General features: G+C 62.6%; 15 protein-coding genes. 5 read left to right on the top strand and 10 right to left on the bottom strand.

Annotation, left to right across the window (positions count from 1 at the left end; translation table 11 throughout):
• Positions 1–28 precede the first annotated feature (28 nt).
• The 3 genes from APH36_RS10775 to APH36_RS10765 form a co-directional block, all read right to left on the bottom strand.
• The gene (locus APH36_RS10775; protein WP_060498614.1) at positions 29–1,939 is read right to left on the bottom strand and encodes a potassium transporter Kup; all 1,911 of its coding nucleotides are present in this window, start codon (positions 1,937–1,939) and stop codon (positions 29–31) included.
• Positions 1,940–2,091: 152 nt separating this feature from the next.
• Positions 2,092–2,418: a helix-turn-helix domain-containing protein gene (locus APH36_RS10770; RefSeq protein ID WP_060498613.1), complete on the bottom strand. Its 327-nt coding sequence runs from the start codon at positions 2,416–2,418 to the stop codon at positions 2,092–2,094.
• The gene (locus APH36_RS10765) at positions 2,402–2,656 is read right to left on the bottom strand and encodes a type II toxin-antitoxin system RelE/ParE family toxin (protein WP_060498612.1); all 255 of its coding nucleotides are present in this window, start codon (positions 2,654–2,656) and stop codon (positions 2,402–2,404) included. Before APH36_RS10765 ends, APH36_RS10770 begins: the two co-directional genes overlap by 17 nt.
• Positions 2,657–2,966: 310 nt before the next feature.
• Between APH36_RS10765 and rimO the strand changes: the two genes are divergently transcribed.
• On the top strand, positions 2,967–4,298 hold the full coding sequence (gene rimO / locus APH36_RS10760) for a 30S ribosomal protein S12 methylthiotransferase RimO (protein WP_060498611.1): 1,332 nt from the start codon (positions 2,967–2,969) through the stop codon (positions 4,296–4,298).
• Positions 4,299–4,355: 57 nt separating this feature from the next.
• Here the strand turns inward: rimO and APH36_RS10755 are convergent, their stop codons facing one another.
• The 4 genes from APH36_RS10755 to APH36_RS32080 are packed head-to-tail and all read right to left on the bottom strand — an operon-like array spanning position 4,356 to position 8,314.
• Positions 4,356–5,105 (bottom strand): hypothetical protein, encoded by a 750-nt coding sequence (locus APH36_RS10755; protein ID WP_060498610.1) that lies wholly within the window; start codon positions 5,103–5,105, stop codon positions 4,356–4,358.
• A gap of 54 nt (positions 5,106–5,159) precedes the next feature.
• Entirely contained in the window at positions 5,160–6,809 is a 1,650-nt protein-coding gene (locus APH36_RS10750; protein ID WP_060498609.1) for a DUF5666 domain-containing protein, read from the bottom strand.
• Positions 6,806–7,600 (bottom strand): DUF6502 family protein, encoded by a 795-nt coding sequence (locus APH36_RS10745; RefSeq protein WP_060498608.1) that lies wholly within the window; start codon positions 7,598–7,600, stop codon positions 6,806–6,808. The genes APH36_RS10750 and APH36_RS10745 overlap by 4 nt, the downstream gene beginning before the upstream one ends.
• Before the next feature lie 57 nt (positions 7,601–7,657).
• Positions 7,658–8,314 carry a hypothetical protein gene (locus APH36_RS32080; protein WP_082426369.1) on the bottom strand — a complete coding sequence of 219 codons (657 nt, stop codon included), beginning with the start codon at positions 8,312–8,314 and terminating at the stop codon, positions 7,658–7,660.
• Between the two features lie 197 nt (positions 8,315–8,511).
• Between APH36_RS32080 and APH36_RS10735 the strand changes: the two genes are divergently transcribed.
• From APH36_RS10735 to tsaA, 4 genes are all read left to right on the top strand, one after another.
• Complete coding sequence (locus tag APH36_RS10735) at positions 8,512–8,964, top strand: GNAT family N-acetyltransferase (protein WP_060498606.1); 453 nt, start codon at positions 8,512–8,514, stop codon at positions 8,962–8,964.
• 77 nt (positions 8,965–9,041) lie between these two features.
• Entirely contained in the window at positions 9,042–9,752 is a 711-nt protein-coding gene (locus tag APH36_RS10730; protein WP_060498605.1) for an rRNA pseudouridine synthase, read from the top strand.
• 47 nt (positions 9,753–9,799) lie between these two features.
• Positions 9,800–10,261: a DUF1456 family protein gene (locus APH36_RS10725; RefSeq protein ID WP_060498604.1), complete on the top strand. Its 462-nt coding sequence runs from the start codon at positions 9,800–9,802 to the stop codon at positions 10,259–10,261.
• A gap of 6 nt (positions 10,262–10,267) precedes the next feature.
• Complete coding sequence (gene tsaA / locus APH36_RS10720) at positions 10,268–10,960, top strand: tRNA (N6-threonylcarbamoyladenosine(37)-N6)-methyltransferase TrmO (RefSeq protein WP_060498603.1); 693 nt, start codon at positions 10,268–10,270, stop codon at positions 10,958–10,960.
• Between the two features lie 63 nt (positions 10,961–11,023).
• Here the strand turns inward: tsaA and APH36_RS10715 are convergent, their stop codons facing one another.
• The 3 genes from APH36_RS10715 to APH36_RS10705 all read right to left on the bottom strand — a co-directional run bounded on the left by APH36_RS10715 (position 11,024) and on the right by APH36_RS10705 (position 14,675).
• The gene (locus tag APH36_RS10715; protein WP_060498602.1) at positions 11,024–12,346 is read right to left on the bottom strand and encodes a dicarboxylate/amino acid:cation symporter; all 1,323 of its coding nucleotides are present in this window, start codon (positions 12,344–12,346) and stop codon (positions 11,024–11,026) included.
• 308 nt (positions 12,347–12,654) lie between these two features.
• A complete protein-coding gene (locus APH36_RS10710; RefSeq protein ID WP_016712022.1) occupies positions 12,655–14,001 on the bottom strand; it encodes an ATP-binding protein in 1,347 nt (448 codons plus the stop codon).
• Positions 13,998–14,675 (bottom strand): response regulator, encoded by a 678-nt coding sequence (locus tag APH36_RS10705; protein ID WP_060498601.1) that lies wholly within the window; start codon positions 14,673–14,675, stop codon positions 13,998–14,000. Before APH36_RS10705 ends, APH36_RS10710 begins: the two co-directional genes overlap by 4 nt.
• Positions 14,676–14,722 lie beyond the last annotated feature (47 nt).

Raw genomic sequence — 14,722 nt, 5'->3', positions numbered from 1 at the left:
TTGGGGCCGCTTTGCGGCCCCTTGACCATTAGATCTCGACCTGGGTCCCCAGCTCGATCACCCGGTTCAGCGGCAGGTTGAAGAAGCGCAGGTTACCGTTGGCATTCTTCAACAGGAACGCAAACAGGTTGCCCCGCCAGCGCGACATCCCCTCCAGCCGTGAAGCAATCACCGTTTCGCGGCTGAGGAAGTAGGTGGTGCGCATCGGGGTGAAGTCCAGCTCATCGAGATGGCACAGTTTCAACGCAGCCGGCACGTCCGGTTCGTCCATGAAGCCAAAGTGCAGCAACACGCGGAAGAACCCGTCACCGTAAGCTTCCACTTCGAAACGCTCCTGCTCCGGCACGCGCGGCCGGTCTTCGCTGACTACCGTCAGCAACACCACTTGGCTGTGCAGCACTTGGTTATGCAACATGTTATGCAGCAGCGCATGGGGTACAGCGTCGGCCCGCGCAGTGAGGAATACCGCCGTACCTTCGACCCGATGTGGCGGCTGAATACGGATACTGCTGATGAACAGCTGCAGCGGCAGCGCGCCTTCGTCGATACGCTCGACCAGTATCTGCTTGCCGCGCTTCCAGGTACTCATCAACAGGAACAGCACACCACCCGCCAACACCGGGAAGGCACCGCCCTGGACGATTTTCGGCACGTTGGCAGCGAAGAACAGCCCGTCAACAAACAGGAAACCCACCAGGATCGGCACCGCCAGCACAGGGGGCCATTTCCACAGCAGCAACATGACGGCCGACACCAGAATAGTGGTCATCAGCATGGTGCCGGTCACCGCCACACCGTAGGCCGCCGCCAGGGCGCCGGACGACTCGAAACCGATCACCAGCAGCACCACCCCGACCATCAGCGTCCAGTTCACCGCCCCAATGTAGATCTGCCCCTGCTCGTCGCTGGAGGTGTGCTGGATCTGCATGCGTGGAATGTAGCCCAGCTGGATGGCCTGGCGGGTCAGGGAGAACGCCCCCGAGATTACCGCTTGCGAGGCGATCACCGTGGCCATGGTCGCCAACCCGACCAACGGCAGCAACGCCCAGCCCGGTGCCAGCAGATAGAACGGGTTACGAGCTGCGTCCGGGTTTTGCAGCAATAGCGCACCCTGGCCGAAATAGTTGAGCACCAACGCGGGCAGTACCAGAATGAACCAGGCCCGGGCGATCGGCTTGCGGCCAAAGTGGCCCATGTCGGCGTACAGCGCCTCGGCACCGGTCAACGCCAGCACCACTGCGCCGAGAATGGCCACGCCCATGCCGGGGTGCACGATGAAGAAATTGATCGCCCAACCCGGGTTGAAGGCCTTCAGCACTTCCGGGCTCTGCGAGATGCCATGTACGCCCAGTGCGCCCAGCGCCACGAACCAGGTGACCATGATCGGGCCGAACAGCTTGCCAATCTTCTCGGTACCGTGCTTCTGCACCAGGAACAATGCCACCAGCACCACCAGTGAAATCGGCACCACCCAGTGGTCGATACCGTCAAACGCCAGGCCCATGCCCTCCACCGCCGACAGCACCGACACCGCCGGGGTGATCATGCTGTCGCCATAGAACAGCGAAGCGCCGATCAGGCCGCAGATCACCATCAGCGTACGCAACCGCGGGTAGGCCGCCGTGGCACGCCGCGCCAGCGCGGTCAGCGCCATGGTGCCGCCCTCGCCCTGGTTGTCGGCACGCAGGATGAACATCACGTACTTGAACGACACCACCCACAACAGCGACCACAAGATCAGCGACAGGATCCCCAGCACGCCATCATGGTTGACCGGCACCCCATAACCGCCGGTGAAGACTTCCTTCAGGGTGTACAACGGGCTGGTGCCGATATCGCCATAAACCACCCCGACCGCCGCCACGAGCAGGCCCAGCGACCGCGCCGCGCCCTGCTTCCCCTCGTGCCCGCCCTCGGCGTGACTGCTTGCCTGAACCATCGACCACTCCCGCAGACGGCCTTTTAGGCCAGTAGAATTCTCACCTGCGCCGAGGTAACACTGACACCCCGGACGCAATGGCGCGAAGCATAGCGCAGCGTTCGTCGATTTTCTGCTGGTCCACCTTTGTCAGAGCGAGATGGCGGCAAAAACTAAAGGTCCAGACACTGCATGGGTATGCCCAAGGCAGCGGCAATCTTTTCGCGAGTAGCCTTACGCGGGCGCTCTGCTGTTTCTTGCTGGGCATAGGCTGACTGCGAGATCCCCAGGCGCTGGGCGACTTCAGCCTGAGTCAGGTCAAGATGCCTGCGCCAGGCAGCAATGGCAGTCATGCCGTCCTTCACCATATAGCCAACCACCTCGTTGGGCACCAAGTCCGGTTGCGGGCGGCTGGCGATGTAATCGGCATAGGGCAACACGACAAAGGCAGGACGACCGTCGGCGCCATTGATGATCTGTACATTAGTAGGTGTGCTCATCGCGCTTCTTGACCTCCTCGATGCTGACAATTTTCACGCCTCCATCCCAGTCGAACAGAACCCGGTAGTTACCTACCCTTAGCCGGTAACCATAATGGTGGTTGACCAGCGCCTTGACGCTTTGAGCGTGCGGCATGTGCGCCAACGCCTGAACGGCGTCGTAGACCTTGGGTTGATCAACCTTGTCGATTTTCCTGAGTTGCTTCACTGCGTTGCGTGACCAGTTGATCGTATTCATATCCACGCCAGTCTTATAAGAAAACTATAAGAATTGAATAAGTTCAAGAAAAGGTTTCATAGGCGTGAAAGAGGGTGATGACAGGAGCTCATCGGTTCAAGGGGAGGCATTGCCTGGCTGTGTTTCGAGGTTTTACCAGTCGTGCACAGTCCGGTTGGCTTGCATAGCGCAGCGTTCGTCGTATTTCTGCTGGTCAAGCGACGTCACGCTCGCTAGAATTGCGCACTTTTTGATCAGAGGCGCCCAAAGCGCCCGTCAAGATCGCCCCCGATTCCGGCCGGGCGACCTGCATTCAATACCGAGGTTAGTCATGTCCACCACGCCCGCCACCCCCAAGGTAGGTTTCGTAAGCCTGGGTTGCCCTAAAGCCCTGGTCGATTCCGAGCGCATCCTGACCCAGCTGCGCATGGAAGGCTATGAAGTCGTGCCCACCTACGAGGACGCCGACGTGGTGGTGGTCAACACCTGCGGCTTCATCGACAGCGCCAAGGCAGAATCGCTGGAAGTGATCGGCGAAGCGATCAAGGAAAACGGCAAGGTCATCGTCACCGGCTGCATGGGTGTCGAAGAAGGTAGCATCCGTGATGTGCACCCGAGCGTGCTGTCGGTCACCGGCCCGCAGCAGTACGAGCAGGTGGTCAACGCCGTGCACGAAGTGGTACCGCCACGCCAGGACCACAACCCGCTGATCGACCTGGTGCCGCCTCAGGGCGTCAAGCTGACCCCGCGCCACTACGCGTACCTGAAAATCTCCGAAGGCTGCAACCACAGCTGCAGCTTCTGCATCATCCCGTCAATGCGCGGCAAGCTGGTCAGCCGCCCGGTGGGTGAAGTGCTGAGCGAGGCCGAGCGCCTGGTCAAGGCCGGGGTGAAGGAGATCCTGGTGATTTCCCAGGACACCAGCGCCTATGGCGTCGACGTCAAGTACAAGACCGACTTCTGGAACGGCCGCCCGGTCAAGACCCGCATGCTCGAATTGTGCGAAGCGCTGAGCAGCCTGGGCGCCTGGGTACGCCTGCACTACGTGTACCCGTACCCGAACGTCGACGACGTGATCCCACTGATGGCCGCCGGCAAGATCCTGCCGTACCTGGACATCCCGTTCCAGCACGCCAGCCCGAAAGTGCTCAAGTCGATGAAGCGCCCGGCCTTCGAAGACCGCACCCTGGCGCGCATCAAGAACTGGCGCGAACAGTGCCCCGAGCTGGTGATCCGTTCCACCTTCATCGTCGGCTTCCCGGGCGAAACCGAGGAAGACTTCCAGTACCTGCTGGACTGGCTGACCGAAGCCCAGCTGGACCGCGTGGGCTGCTTCCAGTACTCGCCAGTAGAGGGCGCACCGGCCAACGACCTGGGCCTGGAAGAAGTGCCGGACGACATCAAGCAGGACCGCTGGGACCGCTTCATGGCCCACCAGCAGGCCATCAGCGCCGCCCGCCTGCAACTGCGCATCGGCAAGGAAATCGACGTGCTGATCGACGAAGTCGAGGAGCAAGGTTCAGTTGGCCGCAGCTTCTTCGATGCCCCGGAAATCGACGGCAGCGTGTTCATCGACGGCGATCATGGCTTCAAGCCAGGCGACAAAGTGCGCTGCCGTGTGGTGGATGCCGACGAGTACGACATGTGGGCCGAGCCTATCTGAAGCGGCTGAAACACTGAAAAGCCCCTGCCCCGGTAAGCCGGCGCAGGGGCTTTTTTGTCAGAACGTGCGAAACAGCATCAGCCCCCCCTCTGCATCCGGGCTGGCGTCCGAAAAGCCTTTGACCGCATACAGTTGCACTTTCCATTGCGGGTTGAGCTTGTGGGTCAGGAACAAGGTCAGTTCCTTGATCTGCGACCCTGTCGAGACCACCTTCTGCCGCCAGTCGTAGGACGCGCCCGCCGACGTGCCCGTAGCCACAGGCATGGCAAAGCCGAGGCTGGCGAATACCGGGTCGTCGAAATCGCTGTTGGGTGGGTCGCCGAACTTCTTCCAGCCCAGTGTCGCGAAGCCGGTGACCGAGCCAAAGCCCTTGGTGATGTCGACCTGGGCAGTGTAGTCGTATTCGCCGGTACCCAGGCACTGGTCTTCATCAGCGGTGGGGAATTTGACCTTGCCGATCAGGTCCAGCATCAGGCCGCCGTCGATGCCATCGAGCAGGGCGTACCCGGCGCTGGCAACCGTGTCGCCCAGCCCGCTTTCCACATCCCGGCAACCGCCGGGCAAGGGGTCACCATTCGGGCCGACTTCCGGGTTGGTGATGCGTAGCCAGGGAACGGTGACCTTGTAGGTCATGGGGCCGGTTTCATACTTGCCGACCACGGGCACGTACCAGATTTCCGACGTGGTGCCCGTGCCATAGTCGCCGCTTGAATAGTCCATGCCGATGGCCGCGCTGAAGGTGTCAGCCAAGGTTGATACGCTGGTGCATGACAGCAGGCAGGCGAGAAGCGGGAGGGTCGGTCTCATCGGCACCTCGGTATCCCGTCGGGAAGTGTGAGCGGACATACCCAGCCTAGTTGCCTAACGCCCGGAACGCTCCGGATGCTCGACTTTTTCGGCGGTCTCTATCCTCTCCGGTTTTTCGACTTTCTCGACTTTTTCAACCTTCTCGACCTTTTCAGGCTTTTCGACTTTCTCCACCTTTTCGACTTTCTCTACTTTTTCGGGCTTCTCGACTTTTTCAACCTCCTCGACCTTTTCAGGCTTCTCGACTTTCTCCACCTTTTCGACCTTCTCAACCTTCTCAACCTTCTCAACCTTCTCGGCCTTTTCTACCTTTTCGACTTCGACCCGCTCTACCCGGTCAGAACGGCCACTGTTGCTGCTTTCAGGCTGCTCTACCGTTTCGACAGGCTCTGCCTTGCCAGACTTGTCCACGTTGTCTGACTTGCCGTGCCCGCTGGCGTCCTCAATGTCGCTGCCACCGCTGTGATCCTCACGGCCTTCGGTGCCAACAGCGGTCGCTTCGCGTGTGCCATGGCCACTGTTGCCTGAACTGCCGGAATCACTGCTGCCGTGCTCGCTGCCACGCCCCGAATGGCCTCTGTCCGGGTTGTCGGCGCGGCCATCCTGGAACTCCACACGCGTTGCCCGCAGTTCGTGAGCGCCATTGAATACACCACTCACCCGCACACGCTGATCGAGCGCCAACGCCGCCGCCGGTTTACCAACGATCACAGTGCCCTGCCCCAGCGTCACATTGATGCCTGCAACCACCAGTTGCCGAGCCTGCGCGCGCTGCACCAGCCCTTCGACCACCGCCTGCTGCACACGGCCAGCAAACGGCAGGCTAGGGTCAGGGCGGGTTTGCGCCACTTCCAGTTGACGCCCGGTCCACTGGCCGCGCACCAGCAGTTCCCGTGCCGGAGCTACGCGGGTACCCAGTTGCAGCCCTTGAAGGCTACCAGGGCGATCAATCGCCCCAATGGCACTGGCCTCTCGCAGCCCCGGGGCCCGTTCGATACGGGTCGCCACCACTTCGCCCCTGGCATCGCGCAAGCCGCTGACCCGGACCGGCTCGCCCGGGCGCAGCCCTTGCGCCACCCGCGCGCCTGCGGCAAGGCGCACCGGTTGCCCCATCACCCGCAGCGGGGCCGAAGCGCTGGGGAGCGCCGTCAGCGGCCCTTCGTAAGCGTTGAGGATCGAGATACGCCCAGCCTGCAGGCCGCGCTGGGTGGCAATGGCCTCCACCGCCACAACCTGCCCGATGGCCAGGTGAGCACTGCTGGCCGGTGCACCGTTCTGACTCACCGGTACGTCTTTGCCATAGTGCACTTCCATGCCATTGACGCAGATCGAGGCAAACCCGGTGATGGTGCCGACAATGCCGGTACCGCCCGGGCGCAGGATTGGCGCACCGGTACCGCCAACACCGCCACTGCTGTGATCAAAGTAGGTGCCGTCCACACCCTCCGCCACTGCACCCGTACCGCCTGTGCCACCGGGGCGCTGCGGATGCGGTGCGCCAGTGCCGCCAACACCACCGTTTTCACTGCGCACACCGGTGCCGCCCGTCCCTCCCGGAAACTGCACGCCTGCGGCACCGGCCATCCCCACTTCATCACGGCTGACACACACCGGCGCTGCGGCCACCTCGGCAGGCGCCATCAGGTTCAACCCGAAAACCAGGGCGAGCGTGATAGCACTGAGGCAGCGCGCAAGAGAAGTCATGGGCCGGGTGTCTTCGACAAATCGGGCTGGGTAGCTTCAGTGTAGAAATAAAGCCCTACGGTGATGCGCTGACGCTGCTCGACGGCGGGCTCATCAGCGCCCTCCAGCTCTGCTGCAAGCCGGCTGAAAGCAAGCAGCGTCTGCATGCCATTCGTGGAAACCACTTCACGCACGTGTTCGACGCTGGCCAGGCTCAAGGCATCATAGTGAACGCTGCGCTCAAAGAACGGCTGGCCTTCGCCACTGAGGTTGTGCACCGCTGCGCAGGCATGGTCATGCAGGTTGTGGCCAAAGTAGGCGGCTTTTTCATCGAAACCCGTCTGCGGCACGAATGCCTGGGCCTCCAGGTGCACACAATCCTGCTCGTCGAGCCGGACGATGCCAAGGCGTAACCACTCATCCAGCACAACCCGGCCACGGATATCGGTGCTGACCTTGGCCACCAGGGCATCGAATGAACAGTCGCCGCCGACACTGGCCAAACGCGGCAGTGCCAGCGCCTGGCCAGGTGCCGAGCAGAACGGCGGGCTGGTGGTCCATACATTGACCAACTGTGCACCCAGGGTGATGTTTGCCGGCAAGGCTGCGAGCGCCGTGCCGCCTTCACTGCGAATCCGCCGGACATCCTTGCGGTGCACGCCTGTGAGCAGGCTGACACGGCTGTCGGTGGGCGGGGTGCCGTCCAGGCGAAACTCGCGGTGGGCTACGTCGACGAACACGTCCTTGAGCAGGTCGGCGAACACCGTGTAGGTCACCCCCTTGCGCAACATCAAGCGCACCAGCGGACGCATGACACGCCGCAGTGCGCTTAACATCGAAGGGGGAGAAGTTGGGCTGATCAACGCCTGTCAGCTCCTGCTGTTGTCATCACCCGGTTCGCCACCCACAGGGTTGCCGCGATCGTCACCAGGTTCACCACCCACGTGATTGCCGTGATCATCGCCAGGCTCGCCGCCGACATGATTACCATGATCATCCCCGGGCTCACCGCCAACATGGTTGCCATGATCGTCACCGGGCTCACCGCCAACGTGATTGCCGTGATCGTCACCGGGCTCACCACCCACGTGATTGCCATGATCGTCACCCGCCTCAGCATGGTTGCTGCTGCGACCAGCGTTTGAATTGCCGTCGTGGCCGCTACCACTGTTGCCGGCATGGCCGCCACCGTCTCCGCCACTGCCATGGCCACCACCGCCACTTCCGCTGCCACCACCGTGGCCACCACCACCACCGCCACTTCCGCCACCACCACTTCCACCGCCGTGGCCTCCGCCTCCGCCACCACTCCCACCACCGCCGTGGCCTCCGCCGCCACCGCCACTTCCACCACCACCGTGACCGCCGCCTCCACCGCCGCCGTGACCACCGCCACCGCCACCATCTTTGGCATAGGCGCTGGAGCTGTGAGAAATCGTGTCAGGGATCAACACAATGGACGTCGAAAGCACGCCAGCTACGGCAACGGCCAGTAAGGCCTTCTTGAACAGCAGGTGGATTTGCATAGTCCGTCTCCAGGTTGTCGCCACGAGAACGCCAAATCAGTAAAAGTCTTGTTGTCAGTTTTAGTTTTTCTTTGCGTGGGATTTTTTCCCACGCTTAATTAATAGACCCCTACCCCCCGCCGTTCAAGCGCTACACAGACAAGCCGACCGGTGGTTGGGCTGCTATGTTTTCCCTATCGCCATGGAGGACCACCGGCATGCCTGCGCCACTGACGTTGCAAACGCCGCGCTTGAGCGACTACAGCGAGCTGGTACAGGTGTGGGAGGACTCGGTACGCGCCACCCATCACTTCCTGCCAGAGGGCTACATCCTGCTGCTGCGCGACCACGTGCTGCGCCGCTACCTGGATGCGGTGATGCTGGTCTGCTGCAAGGACCGGCAACGTATCTGTGGCTTCGCCGGGGTCGCCAACGGGCGCGTGGACATGCTCTTCGTCGCACCTGAGTACCGCGGCCAAGGGGTTGGCAAGCGCCTGCTGCACTATGCGATCGACGAACTGAACGCCGAACGCCTGGACGTCAACGAGCAGAACCCGCAAGCCCTGGGCTTCTACCTGCATGAAGGTTTCGAAGTGTTCGGCCGTTCAGACACCGATGGCCTGGGCCAGCCCTACCCGCTGCTGCACATGCGCCTGCGCAAAACGGCGTAAATGACACAGATTCCCAGCCCCTGCGCCGCGCAGGCAGGTACAATGCGGGTCTTTCCCTGCCTTTGCGAATTACCGTCATGTCTGAACCCGTCCGCCTGTCCAAACGCCTCATCGAGCAGCTGGGTTGCTCCCGTCGCGAGGCCGAGTTGTATATCGAAGGCGGCTGGGTGACGGTCGATGGCGTGGTCGTCGAGCAGCCGCAGTTCAAGGTTGAGCAACAGCGCGTCGAGCTGTTACCGGGCGCCCGCGCCGAAACGCTGGAACCGGTGACCCTGCTGATGAACCAACCCGCCGGTATCGACAGTGAAACCGCCCGCGCCAGCATGAACATGGGCAACCTCAGCGAGGCTCACCGCGAAGGCGTGCGCGCCCTGCACGGGCATTTTGCCCGGCAGGAGTGCGTGGCGCCGCTGGAGCGCGGCGCCACCGGCCTGCAGGTATTCACCCAGGACTGGCGGGTAACGCGTAAGATCAACGCCGACCTGCGCCGCCTGGAGCAGGAGTTCATCGTCGAAGTGCGCGGCGAAACCACGCCCCAGGCGCTGGAACGCCTGGCGCGCGGGGCCACGCGCAATGATCGCGAACTGCCTAAGACCAAAGCCAGCTGGCAAAACGAGACCCACCTGCGCATGGTGCTGAAAAACCCGCAGCCCGGGCAAATCGCCGAGCTGTGCGCCTACCTGCGCCTGGAGCTGGTAAGCATGCGCCGTATTCGCCTGGGTGGCGTATCGATGGGCAAACTGCCGCTAGGCCAATGGCGCTACCTGGCCACTACCGAACGTTTCTAAGCAATACGCCACGCACACGCGTGGCACCTGAACAGGATTCTGCAGCAATGAACCACAACGATGTCCTGCGCAGCCTGCGCTACATGCTCAAGGTGAACGACGCCAAGATGGCTGAAATCATCGGGCTTTCCGGCCTCGAAGTGCATCCTCTGGTGCTGGCCACCTACCTGAAGAAAGAAGAAGAGGAAGGTTTCGTACGTTGCCCTGAGCGGGTGATGGCGCACTTCCTCGATGGCCTGGTGATTCACCGCCGCGGCAAGGATGACAGCCGCCCACCGCTGCCGGTCGAGCTGCCGGTGACCAACAACCTCATCCTCAAGAAGCTGCGGGTGGCCTTCGAGCTCAAGGAAGACGACCTGCACGCGATCCTCAAGTCGGTCAACTTCCCGGTCAGCAAGCCAGAGCTCAGCGCGCTGTTCCGCAAGGCCGGCCACGACAACTACCGCCCGTGCGGTGACCAGCTGCTGCGCAACTTCCTCAAGGGCCTGACCCTACGCGTGCGCGGCTGAGTGGCCATGCAGCACACGGTTGCCCCGGTCGGTATTGTGCGCTCCTGCTTCAAGGAGAAGTTCGCCATCCCGCGCCAGCCGCAGCTGGCGCCTGCGGCGCGCGGCGTGCTCGAACTGCTGCCGCCGTTCGACCAGGGTGATGCGGTCGAAGGCCTGGAGCAGGTCAGCCATGTCTGGCTACTGTTCCTGTTCCACAAGGCCCTGGAAGACAAACCCCGCCTGAAAGTGCGGCCACCGCGCCTGGGCGGCAACAAGAGCATGGGTGTGTTCGCGACCCGCGCCACCCACAGGCCCAACGGCATCGGCCAGTCAGTGGTGCGTCTGGAGGGGGTAGAGCCTGGCCGCCTGTTGCTGTCCGGGATCGACCTGCTCGATGGCACGCCGGTACTGGACATCAAGCCCTATGTGCCCTACGCCGACAGCATCCCGGGCGCCAGCAACCAGATGGCCAGTGAAGCACCCGCTGCGATTGCCGTGCAGTGGGGTGAAAACGCCCTGCCCCAGGCTCGCGAGCACGCACTACGCCTGGCTGAGCCACTGGTAGAGCTGATCGAGCAGTGCCTGGCCCAGGACCCACGACCGGCCTATCAGATACCACCGGCCGAACGGGTGTATGGGGTGAAGTTCTGGGATGTGCAAGTGAGGTGGCATTACCCGCAGCCGGAGGTGATCCGGGTGCTGGAAGTGGTGCTGGCCTGAACGCGGCACGAACATGAAAAAGGCGACCTCAAGGGTCGCCTTTTTCATTTAACCATCCCGCGATCAGCGAGCCGGGCCTTCGGCCACGCCCAGGTCATCGGTAGGACGGGTATCGACCAGCGGAGCACCACCGGAAGCCAGCTCCGAAGCGAGCTTGTCGTTGTCCATTTCCTTGACCCACTTGGCAACCACCACGGTAGCAACGGCGTTACCTACCAGGTTGGTCAGGGCGCGGGCTTCAGACATGAAGCGGTCGATGCCGAGGATCAGCGCCAGGCCAGCAACTGGCAAGTGGCCAACAGCCGACAGGGTGGCGGCCAGCACGATGAAGCCCGAACCGGTAACGCCGGCAGCACCTTTGGAGGCCACCAGCAGCACCAGCAGCAGGGTGATCTGGTGAGTGATGTCCATGGTGGTGTCGGTGGCCTGGGCGATGAACACCGCGGCCATGGTCAGGTAGATCGAGGTGCCATCCAGGTTGAACGAGTAACCGGTCGGGATCACCAGGCCGACAACCGACTTCTTGGCACCCAGGCGCTCCATCTTGGCCAGCATGCGTGGCAGTGCCGATTCCGACGAGGAAGTACCCAGCACGATCAGCAGCTCTTCACGGATGTAGCGGATCAGCTTGAGCACGCTGAAGCCGTGGGCGCGGCAGATACCGCCCAGCACCACCAGCACGAACAGCAGGCAGGTGATGTAGAAGCAGGCCATCAGGTAGCCCAGTTGCACCAGCGAGCCAACGCCGTACTGGCCAATGGTGAAGGCCATGGCGCCGAAGGCACCGATCGGAGCCAGCTTCATGATCATGTTGATGATGTTGAACATGACATGGGCAAAGCGGTCAATCATGTCCAGCAACGGCTTGCCATAGCTGCCCAGGCGGTGCAAGGCGAAGCCGAACAGCACCGAGAACATCAGCACTTGCAGGATGTCGCCGTTGGCGAAGGCGCCGACCACGGTGTTGGGGATGACGTTGAGCAGGAAGCCGACGGTGGTCTGCTGCGCGCCGGCGGCGGCGTAGGCAGCCACGCTGCTGGCGTTCAGGGTGCTGACGTCGATGTGCATGCCAGCGCCTGGCTTGACCACGTTGACGACGACGAGGCCGATGATCAGGGCGATGGTGGAGACGATTTCAAAGTACAGCAGCGCGTAGCCGCCGGTCTTGCCGACCGACTTCATACTCTGCATGCCGGCGATGCCGCTGACCACGGTGCAGAAGATGATCGGGGCGATGACCATCTTGATCAGTTTGACGAAGCCGTCACCCAAAGGTTTGAGGGCGACGCCCGTTTCCGGGTAGTAGTGGCCGAGCAGAATGCCGATGGTGATGGCGACCAACACCTGGACATACAGGGATTTGTACAGCGGCTGACGTGTCGTCATGGCTCATTTTCCTCAAGTGTGCCGGCCCACCCTTCCCAGGGTGATGGGGCACCTGAATCGCTAACCCTCCTGCACCCGGAGGGATTTGTCGTTGTGTTCGAGCTGCCTGGGCAGGCCTCTGAAGGGATCAATAGCAAGGGTGGTGCCAAAATGCCCACGAAGGGTGCAGAGGCCGTATTTGCTAGGGATAAATGCCCAACGACGGGGCGATTTGCCTGAGGAAGGCTGGCGGATTTCCGCCCGGTGGCGGGATTTGTACAGGGGGTATGGCGGGAATCCGCCCGATACGATTTGCCTGTGCCGGCGAATCAATCGAGGTTGAAGGTGATCCTGAACGCGGCCCCACCCAATGGCGAATCCCCAAGGCTCAGCTCGGCGTCGTAGCTGTCGACGATATCCTTGACCACCGCCAGCCCGATACCCTGCCCCGGGTGCTGGCTGTCCAGCCGTTCCCCCCGCTCCAGGATGCGCTCACGCTGATCGGCCGGCACCCCCGGCCCATCGTCCTCGATACACAAGGTCAACTGCCCGGGCGCCTGCTCCAGGCTTACCCGCACCTGGCCCAGGCTCAGCCGGTAGGCGTTTTCCAGCAGGTTGCCGAGCATCTCCAGCAAGGCGCCCTGCTCCATCGGCACCTGTGCCGCATCAGGCACCTCCAGGGCCACGTTCACCTGTTTGTCCCGGTAAACCTTGGCCAGCGTGCTGCACAAACTGTCGAGCAACGGCAGCAGCCTCACGCTGTGGCGCACCAGGCCGCTCTTGCGCAGGCTGGCGCGTTGGAGCTGGTAGTCGATCTGCTGGCTCATGCGCTCGATCTGGCTTTGCAGCACCCGCGCCTGCTCGCGCTCGCCGCTGCGCTGCTGCAGGCTCTCGCCCACACCTTGCAACACCGCCAGCGGCGTCTTCAGGCTGTGGGCCAGGTCATCCAGCGAATCGCGATAGCGCGTGCGTTGCTCGCGCTCACTGCGGAGCAGGCGGTTGAGCGAACGGGTCAAGCGCAGCAACTCGCGAGGGTGCTCGCCGCTCAGGCCGTCGCGTGCGCCCGATTCCACCTCATCCAGCTCGTGGCTGAGCCGCCGCAAGGAACGCAGCCCCCAGGTCAAGCCCGCCCATAACAGCACCATCAATGCCAGCAAGGCAGCACCAAAGCCCAGGTAGAGCTTTTCTCGCAGGCCATTGAGGGTGGCCTTGTATTCGCTCACCGGCTGCAGGGCGACAATGCTGTAAGCGGCACTTTGGCCGCCCAGCAGCTTGATCTCGACGTCGTAAACGAAGAATTCTTCGCCGTCGGACTGGTGAATGCGGGCAAACTCGTTACCCCGCCCGTCGTAGCGCGGGCTGTAATTGATGTGCCGATCGGCAGTGGCCCGCGACTGCCAGACCAGGTTGCCGTCGCGGTCGAAGATGTAGCCCAGCAGGCCGGTATACGGCAGGTTGTAACGCTCGTCCGGCAGCAGCGTCGGCATCTGCAGTTGGCCATGCTCGATGCGCGCGGCGGAAATCAGTGTGGTCACATCCGAGGCCAGCCGCTGCTCGATCGATTCCTGCAGGGCCAGGCTGAAGGCTTTCTGCAAGGCCGGCAACAGCGCCAGCATGAACAGCAGCGCCAGCACGGCGGCGGCCAACATCAGGCGTACCCGCAGGGAGCGGATCATCGGCAGCGCTCTGTGAACAGATAGCCCAGGCCGCGCACGGTGTCGATGGGTTTGAAGCCGTGCTCGCCCTCAAGCTTGCGGCGCAGGCGGCCGACCAGCACCTCGATGACATTGGGGTCGCGCTCCTCGTCCCCCGGGTACAGCTGCTCCATCAGGCGCTCCTTGGCCACGACCTGCTGATGATGGCGCATGAGGTATTCGAGAATGCGGTACTCGTAGGCCGTCAGCGCCAGGGGGTGTTCGTCGAGGGTGGCCTGTTTGCGGTTGAGGTCGAGCACCAGGGGGCCGGCGTCGATGGTCGACTGGGTGAAGCCGCTGGATCGGCGCAACAGGGCATTCAGGCGAGCCTCCAGCTCTTCGAACTGGAACGGCTTGACCAGGTAGTCGTCAGCACCGGCCGCCAGGCCCTCGACCTTGTCCTGCCAGTTGCCACGGGCAGTGAGGATGAGGATGGGGAAGGTCTTGTCCTGGCTACGTAGGCGCGTGATCAGCTCCAGGCCACTGATGCCGGGCAGGCCCAGGTCGATGATGGCCAGGTCGAAGTGGTATTGCCCGGCCTGGTACAGGGCCTCTTCGGCGTCGGCAACGGCCTCGACCACATGGCCGCTTTCGCCCAGTCGGGTGTAGAGGTGATGGCGAAGCAGAGCTTCGTCCTCGACCACCAGCAGTTTCATGTGCAGCTCCTTATGTGTATTGCCTGTAGCAGCCCTTTCGCGGGCAA

Origin of the sequence: Pseudomonas sp. NBRC 111133, from assembly GCF_001320605.1 — a bacterium.
In the GTDB taxonomy this organism is placed as follows: domain Bacteria; phylum Pseudomonadota; class Gammaproteobacteria; order Pseudomonadales; family Pseudomonadaceae; genus Aquipseudomonas; species Aquipseudomonas monteilii.
The sequence above is the reverse complement of the archived record's forward strand: the minus strand, read 5'-3'. Positions and strand labels throughout refer to the sequence as shown.

Excerpts from the sequence above, each read along its gene's own strand:
- APH36_RS10775 (WP_060498614.1), bottom strand. The coding sequence starts at position 1,939 with ATGGTTCAGGCAAGCAGTCACGCCGAGGGCGGGCACGAGGGGAAGCAG.
- APH36_RS10770 (WP_060498613.1), bottom strand. The coding sequence starts at position 2,418 with ATGAGCACACCTACTAATGTACAGATCATCAATGGCGCCGACGGTCGT.
- APH36_RS10765 (WP_060498612.1), bottom strand. The coding sequence starts at position 2,656 with ATGAATACGATCAACTGGTCACGCAACGCAGTGAAGCAACTCAGGAAA.
- rimO (WP_060498611.1), top strand. The coding sequence starts at position 2,967 with ATGTCCACCACGCCCGCCACCCCCAAGGTAGGTTTCGTAAGCCTGGGT.
- APH36_RS10755 (WP_060498610.1), bottom strand. The coding sequence starts at position 5,105 with ATGAGACCGACCCTCCCGCTTCTCGCCTGCCTGCTGTCATGCACCAGC.
- APH36_RS10750 (WP_060498609.1), bottom strand. The coding sequence starts at position 6,809 with ATGACTTCTCTTGCGCGCTGCCTCAGTGCTATCACGCTCGCCCTGGTT.
- APH36_RS10745 (WP_060498608.1), bottom strand. The coding sequence starts at position 7,600 with ATGCGTCCGCTGGTGCGCTTGATGTTGCGCAAGGGGGTGACCTACACG.
- APH36_RS32080 (WP_082426369.1), bottom strand. The coding sequence starts at position 8,314 with ATGCAAATCCACCTGCTGTTCAAGAAGGCCTTACTGGCCGTTGCCGTA.
- APH36_RS10735 (WP_060498606.1), top strand. The coding sequence starts at position 8,512 with ATGCCTGCGCCACTGACGTTGCAAACGCCGCGCTTGAGCGACTACAGC.
- APH36_RS10730 (WP_060498605.1), top strand. The coding sequence starts at position 9,042 with ATGTCTGAACCCGTCCGCCTGTCCAAACGCCTCATCGAGCAGCTGGGT.
- APH36_RS10725 (WP_060498604.1), top strand. The coding sequence starts at position 9,800 with ATGAACCACAACGATGTCCTGCGCAGCCTGCGCTACATGCTCAAGGTG.
- tsaA (WP_060498603.1), top strand. The coding sequence starts at position 10,268 with ATGCAGCACACGGTTGCCCCGGTCGGTATTGTGCGCTCCTGCTTCAAG.
- APH36_RS10715 (WP_060498602.1), bottom strand. The coding sequence starts at position 12,346 with ATGACGACACGTCAGCCGCTGTACAAATCCCTGTATGTCCAGGTGTTG.
- APH36_RS10710 (WP_016712022.1), bottom strand. The coding sequence starts at position 14,001 with ATGATCCGCTCCCTGCGGGTACGCCTGATGTTGGCCGCCGCCGTGCTG.
- APH36_RS10705 (WP_060498601.1), bottom strand. The coding sequence starts at position 14,675 with ATGAAACTGCTGGTGGTCGAGGACGAAGCTCTGCTTCGCCATCACCTC.